Genomic DNA, 5,972 nt, shown 5'->3' on the forward strand with positions numbered 1-5,972 from the left:
GCTCGAGGCTTCGGAATACGTCGACAACGTGCCTGGTGCGATCAAGAGCTGGCGCGAGGGCAGCGTCGTCAAGTCCTGGCTGCTCGACCTGTTCGACCGGGCGCTGGACGGTGATCCCGAGCTGGCCAAGCTCAAGGGCTACGCCGAGGACACCGGCGAGGGCCGGTGGACGGTCGACGAGGCGGTCCGGCTGGCCGTTCCGCTGCACGTCATCGCCGCGTCCCTGTTCACCCGCTTCGAATCGCGGCAGATCGACTCGCCCGCCATGAAGGCCGTCGCCGCGCTGCGCCAGCAGTTCGGCGGCCACGCCGTCGTCGGCTGAGATGTACGTCCGCCGGGTCGAGTTGACCGACTTCCGTTCGTACGAGCGGGTGGCGGTCGACTTCGATCCCGGCGTCGCCGTGCTCGTCGGCCAGAACGGCATGGGCAAGACCAACCTGGTCGAGGCGCTGGGCTATGTGGCCACTCTGGACAGTCACCGGGTGGCCACCGACGCGCCGCTGGTCCGGGCCGGAGCGACTTCGGGCGTGATCCGCTGCGAGATCGTCCACGATGGTCGTGAGCTGCTGGTCGAGCTGGAGATCGTGCCCGGCAAGGCGAACCGGGCCCGGTTGAACAGGTCGCCGGTGCGCCGGTCCCGGGAGGTGCTCGGCGCGCTGCGGATGGTGCTGTTCGCGCCGGAGGACCTGGAGCTGGTCCGCGGTGACCCGTCCGAGCGCCGGCGCTATCTCGATGATCTCCTGGTGGCCCGCCTGCCCCGGTTCGCCGGGGTGCGCGCCGACTACGACAGGGTCGTCAAGCAGCGCAACGCCCTGCTGCGCACGGCCTACCTGACGCGCAAGGTCGGTGGCACGCGCGGGCAGGATCTCTCGACCCTGGCGGTCTGGGATCAGCACCTCGCCCATCATGGCGCCGAGCTGCTGGCCGGCCGGTTGGAGCTGGCCGCGGCCCTGGGGCCGCATCTGACCAAGGCCTACGACGCGGTGGCGGCCGGGCGCACGACAGCCTCGATCGCGTACGCGTCCAGGCTCGGCGAATCGCTGGTCCCGGACCGACCCCGGCTGGAGCAGGCGCTGCTGGCGTCGCTGGCCGAACGGCGGCAGAACGAGGTCGAGCGCGGGGTCACCCTGGTCGGCCCGCACCGCGACGATCTCCTGCTGACGCTGGGAGAACTGCCCACCAAGGGGTACGCGAGCCACGGCGAGTCCTGGTCGTTCGCGCTGGCCCTGCGGCTGGCGGCGTACGACCTGCTGCGCACCGACGGGATCGAGCCGGTGCTGGTGCTCGACGACGTCTTCGCCGAGCTGGATTCCGGCCGCCGGGAGCGGCTGGCGGAGCTGGTGTCGGACGCGACCCAGTTGCTGGTGACCTGCGCGGTGCCGGAGGATGTCCCTGCGGCCCTACGAGGCGTCCGCTACGACGTCGAAGCAGGAACGGTGACCCGTGTCTGAGGGAACCCCGGAAAAGCCGCCAGCGGCTGCCAGGGACGCCGCCGGACCCGGCGACCGAGCGGGCGGTGCCGGCAGGCGTGGCGCCGCCCGCGCGGGCACACCCGATGCGGCGAGCGGCGCGGCCGCCGGCGGCAGTCGAGCACCCGGCAGGGATTCCGTTGCCGGCAAGAGCAAGCAAGCAGCCGGCGGCGGCGGACAAACCGTGGCCCGAACGGATGCAGCAGGCGACGGAAAAGCTGCCGGCGCAGAAGGCGGCACCGGCAGGCCGGCGAGCGCATCCGCCGGAGCCGGGGGCGCGCCTGCTAGGCCAAGGCGTGCATCGGCCGGACAGACGAGCGGGTCAGCCGGGCCGAGGGGTGCATCAGGCGGACAAGCGAGCGGGTCTGCCGGGCCAAGGGACGGGTCCGCCGGACCAGGTGGTGCGTCAGCCGGGCCGGCAGGCGGTGCTGCGGCTGGTGACGGTGGGACGGCCGGCCCGGAGCTGGCTCGGGCCGTACTCGATGCCGCACTGGCCAAACGCCGGTCCGCTCAGCAGGCGCCGCGCCGCCGTACCGGAGATGGTGAAGGCACCGGTCGCAGGCTGCGCGGATATTCCGGGCCCGGGCCGGATCCGCGGGATCCGCAGCTCTTCGGGGTGATGCTTGAGCGGATCATGAAGCAGCGCGGCTGGCAGAAGCCCGCCGCGGAGGCCAAGGTCTTCGGCGCCTGGGAGAAGGTCGTCGGCCCGGACGTCGCCAAGCACAGCCGCCCGCTCAAGCTCGACGCCGGTGTGCTGACCGTGGAGGCCGAGTCGACCGCGTGGGCGACCCAGTTGCGCATGCTCGCCGGAAACCTGCTCAAGCGCATCGCCGCCGAGGTCGGGCACAACGTGGTCACCAAGCTCAACATCCACGGGCCCGCGGCGCCGTCGTGGAACAAGGGACCGCGCCGGGTCCAGGGCCGCGGCCCGCGCGACACGTACGGCTGAGGAACCCGGACCGCCCGGCCGGCGTCCCACTGTGATGTTGCGCCGATTCCTCGCTGTCCTCTTCCTGGTCGTCGCCGGCTTGGTCGTCGCGCCGTCCGGGCCCGCCTGGGCGTGCTCGTGCGGCATGCCGCAACGCAGCGGTGACCTGGTGGTCGTCGGGGTGGCCGAGCGGGTGAGCAAGCCGTGGACCGGCGACGACCTGAGGGTCCGGATCCGGGTCGAGTCGGTCGAGCAGGGCAGCGCCGGCGAGCGGGTCGATCTCGTCACCGCAGTGGACAGCGCATCCTGCGGCTACGGGTTCTCCGAAGGCCACCGCTACCGCGTCTATGCCAACGAGGGCAGCACCTCGTTGTGCGACGGCAACGAGGACCTCGGCCTGGTCGATCGGCCGGCCGAGGGGCCGCCCCGGGCGCTGTGGTGGGCCCTCGGTTCGGGCGCCGTCCTCGTGGCCGCGCTGATCTTGCTGCGGCGGCGCGGCCACGGCAGGCGGTAGAGACCCGCGAGTCGGCTCAGTAGTCGGCGAAGACCGCGAACCCTCGCTCGGCGCAGCGGCGATAAAAACCCGACAAAACCGCCAATTCCGTACGCGCGAAGCTCCAGTGTGGCGCGTTGCCCGCCTCGTCACGCAGCGCCGCCAGCCGGTCGTCCAGCCAGCGCAGTTGCTGTTCGGCCAGCCGTCCACCGGCCACAGCGGACCGCATCACGTCCGCCACGCTGTCGAAGGTGACCAGGTCACCGTGCTGCTGGTGACCCTCGACGAAGCGCTCGAGGCCGCCGGCGATCCAGGCGCACCCGTCCGGGTCGATGACCGGGTCCTCGTCCTCCGCGGCCGCGTCGGTGGCGTAGAGGACGCCCTCGAGCCCGAGCAGCAGGTCGACGAGCTCCGTGTAGGCGGTCGCCCGTACCGTGCCGGTCTTGGCTATGTGCAGCGCGAGCGCGCCCGTGGGCGCGGCGATCTCCGGCGCGTCCGCGACGGCGCCGAAGTCGACGAACTCGGCGGGGGCGACCGGGTCGTAGAACCTGTTCGTCCGTGGCCAGTGCACGGCCACGTTGTCCAGCCCCTTGTCCAGCGCCATGGGGGCCCACCTCTCCTCGAACTGCCGGGCTGCGGACCCGTCCGGCCGTGTACCGGCCCGCGCGGGCGAGGTTACGACACCGCCGCCTGCCGTCGTGAGGCAGTGTCGCAGCGCGTGGCCTCACGCGCCGGGAGGCGCGCCTCGGGGCCCGGGCGTCGAAAGGTTCGTCGTTGCGGGGGCGCCGCATTCCGTGTAGGGGGACTCGTGGGAGTGGCCCTCAATCGCGCTACGGCAATCTGAGGTACCCGGACGAGGTGCCGGACCCTCAATAACTCGCCCGGACGGAGTAGAATCGACAACGACCGGGAAAGTCCGCCCCGTGACGGCACTCCGTCACGCTACGCGATTTTTCCAGCCGATCACGATCCGCGGGTGACCGCGGCGACCGGCGCGCTCGGCTCCACCGGTGGTCCGCCTTCTTCCCGCGGCTCGTCGCCGGTGTTCGCCCTGCCCGTCGATGGCCGCCGGCTGCTCGCCAACCCCGTGACCGACCCGCCTTCGCGCGGGCCGGCGCGAGAAAGTGGCCGAGGGTGGCAGAGAACACGCAGGAATACGGTGCCGGTTCCATCACCGTGCTCGAAGGTCTCGAGGCGGTCCGCAAGCGCCCCGGTATGTACATCGGTTCCACCGGCGAGCGGGGCCTGCACCACCTGGTCTGGGAGGTTGTGGACAACGCCGTCGACGAGGCGCTCGCGGGCTACTGCGACACCATCGACGTGGTCCTGATGGCGGACGGTGGCGTCTCCGTCACCGACAACGGCCGTGGCTTCCCGGTCGACCTGCACCCCAAGCTGAAGAAGCCGGGCGTCGAGGTCGCGCTGACCGTCCTGCACGCGGGTGGCAAGTTCGACGGCAAGGCGTACGCGGTCTCGGGCGGCCTGCACGGCGTCGGCGTCTCCGTGGTGAACGCGCTCTCCACCAAGATGTTCGTGGAGATCCACAAGTCGGGCAACGTCTACCGGCAGCACTACACCGCGTCGAAGCCCGGCACGCTCGAGAAGGGCGAGCCCACTTCGCGCACCGGTTCGATGGTCCAGTTCTGGCCGGACCCGACCATCTTCGAGACCACCGAGTTCGACTGGCAGACGATCTACCGGCGGATCCAGGAGTACGCGTTCCTCAACAAGGCCCTGACGATCAATCTGGTCGACCGGCGGCCCGAGCACGTCGACGAGGAGGGCAAGGCCCGCGAGGTCACCTTCATGTACGAGAACGGCATCGCCGACTTCGTGCGCCACCTCAACACCACCAAGACCCCGATCCACAAGACGGTGATCGAGTTCGAGGCCGAGGCCAACGACGAGGGCATGGCCCTCGAGATCGCCATGCAGTGGAACGAGTCGTACGGCGAGTCGGTCTACACCTTCGCCAACACGATCAACACTCACGAGGGTGGCACCCACGAGGAGGGCTTCCGCGCCGCGCTGACGAGCATCGTCAACCGCTACGGCGCCGAGAAGAAGTTCCTCAAGGGCGACGAGAAGCTCTCGGGCGAGGACATCCGCGAGGGTCTGGCCGCGATCATCTCGGTGAAGCTGACGAATCCGCAGTTCGAGGGCCAGACGAAGACGAAGCTCGGCAACACGAACATGAAGGGCTTCGTGCAGAAGATCGCCAACGAGGCGATCGCGGACTGGTTCGACCGCAACCCCGCCGACGCGAAGCAGATCATCACCAAGGCCTCGCAGGCGGCCCGGGCCCGGATCGCCGCGCAGCAGGCGCGCAAGCTGGCCCGGCGCAAGTCGCTGCTGGAGTCGGGCTCGATGCCGGGCAAGCTGGCCGACTGCCAGTCGACCGACCCGCGGGTCTCCGAGCTGTTCATCGTCGAGGGTGACTCGGCCGGCGGCTCGGCCAAGCAGGGCCGCGACAGCCAGATCCAGGCGATCCTGCCGATCCGCGGCAAGATCCTCAACGTGGAGAAGGCCCGGATCGACCGGGTGCTGAAGAACAACGAGGTCCAGTCGCTGATCACGGCGCTGGGCACCGGCATCCACGAGGAATTCGACGTCGCCAAGCTGCGCTACCACAAGGTCGTGCTGATGGCCGACGCCGACGTCGACGGCCAGCACATCCAGACGCTGCTGCTCACCCTGCTGTTCCGCTTCATGCGGCCGCTGGTCGAGCTGGGCCACGTCTACCTGGCCGCACCGCCGCTTTACAAGATCAAGTGGAACAAGCGCGGCGACGACGCCCAGTACGCCTACTCCGACCGGGAGCGGGACGGCCTGATCGAGCTGCGCCAGCAGAAGAAGGCGAACGCGAAGCCCGACGACATCCAGCGGTTCAAGGGTCTCGGCGAGATGAACTTCCGCGAGCTGTGGGACACGACGATGGACCCGGGCACGCGCACGCTGAAGCAGGTGACCCTCGACGACGCCGCGACCGCGGACGAGCTGTTCAGCGTCCTGATGGGTGAGGACGTCGAAGCCCGTCGTTCGTTCATCCAGCGCAACGCCAAGGACGTTCGGTTCCTGGACA

Annotated in this window: 5 protein-coding genes and 1 pseudogene; 5 read left to right on the top strand and 1 reads right to left on the bottom strand. The window is 70.2% G+C overall.

Going from position 1 to position 5,972, the window contains the following annotated elements; genetic code table 11:
- The 4 genes and pseudogenes from DMB66_RS52240 to DMB66_RS52255 all read left to right on the top strand — a co-directional run.
- Positions 1–322, top strand: a pseudogene (locus DMB66_RS52240) (6-phosphogluconate dehydrogenase); the annotation flags it as partial.
- A gap of 1 nt (position 323) precedes the next feature.
- The gene (gene recF / locus DMB66_RS52245) at positions 324–1,451 is read left to right on the top strand and encodes a DNA replication/repair protein RecF (protein WP_125811529.1); all 1,128 of its coding nucleotides are present in this window, start codon (positions 324–326) and stop codon (positions 1,449–1,451) included.
- 481 nt (positions 1,452–1,932) lie between these two features.
- Positions 1,933–2,418: a DUF721 domain-containing protein gene (locus DMB66_RS52250; RefSeq protein ID WP_125811533.1), complete on the top strand. Its 486-nt coding sequence runs from the start codon at positions 1,933–1,935 to the stop codon at positions 2,416–2,418.
- 31 nt (positions 2,419–2,449) lie between these two features.
- On the top strand, positions 2,450–2,911 hold the full coding sequence (locus DMB66_RS52255; RefSeq protein ID WP_125811530.1) for a hypothetical protein: 462 nt from the start codon (positions 2,450–2,452) through the stop codon (positions 2,909–2,911).
- A 16-nt stretch (positions 2,912–2,927) separates the two neighbouring features.
- Here DMB66_RS52255 and DMB66_RS52260 read toward each other — a convergent pair whose 3' ends face one another.
- Complete coding sequence (locus tag DMB66_RS52260; protein WP_125811531.1) at positions 2,928–3,494, bottom strand: hypothetical protein; 567 nt, start codon at positions 3,492–3,494, stop codon at positions 2,928–2,930.
- A gap of 530 nt (positions 3,495–4,024) precedes the next feature.
- Here DMB66_RS52260 and gyrB point away from each other — a divergent pair.
- The coding region (gyrB, locus tag DMB66_RS52265; RefSeq protein ID WP_125811532.1) for a DNA topoisomerase (ATP-hydrolyzing) subunit B at positions 4,025–5,972 on the top strand (1,948 nt) is incomplete at its 3' end.

Source organism: Actinoplanes sp. ATCC 53533 (genome assembly GCF_003947245.1).

Bases quoted from the DNA above. Each gene is read 5' to 3' on its own strand.
- recF (WP_125811529.1), top strand. From the start codon at position 324: ATGTACGTCCGCCGGGTCGAGTTGACCGACTTCCGTTCGTACGAGCGG.
- DMB66_RS52260 (WP_125811531.1), bottom strand. From the start codon at position 3,494: ATGGCGCTGGACAAGGGGCTGGACAACGTGGCCGTGCACTGGCCACGG.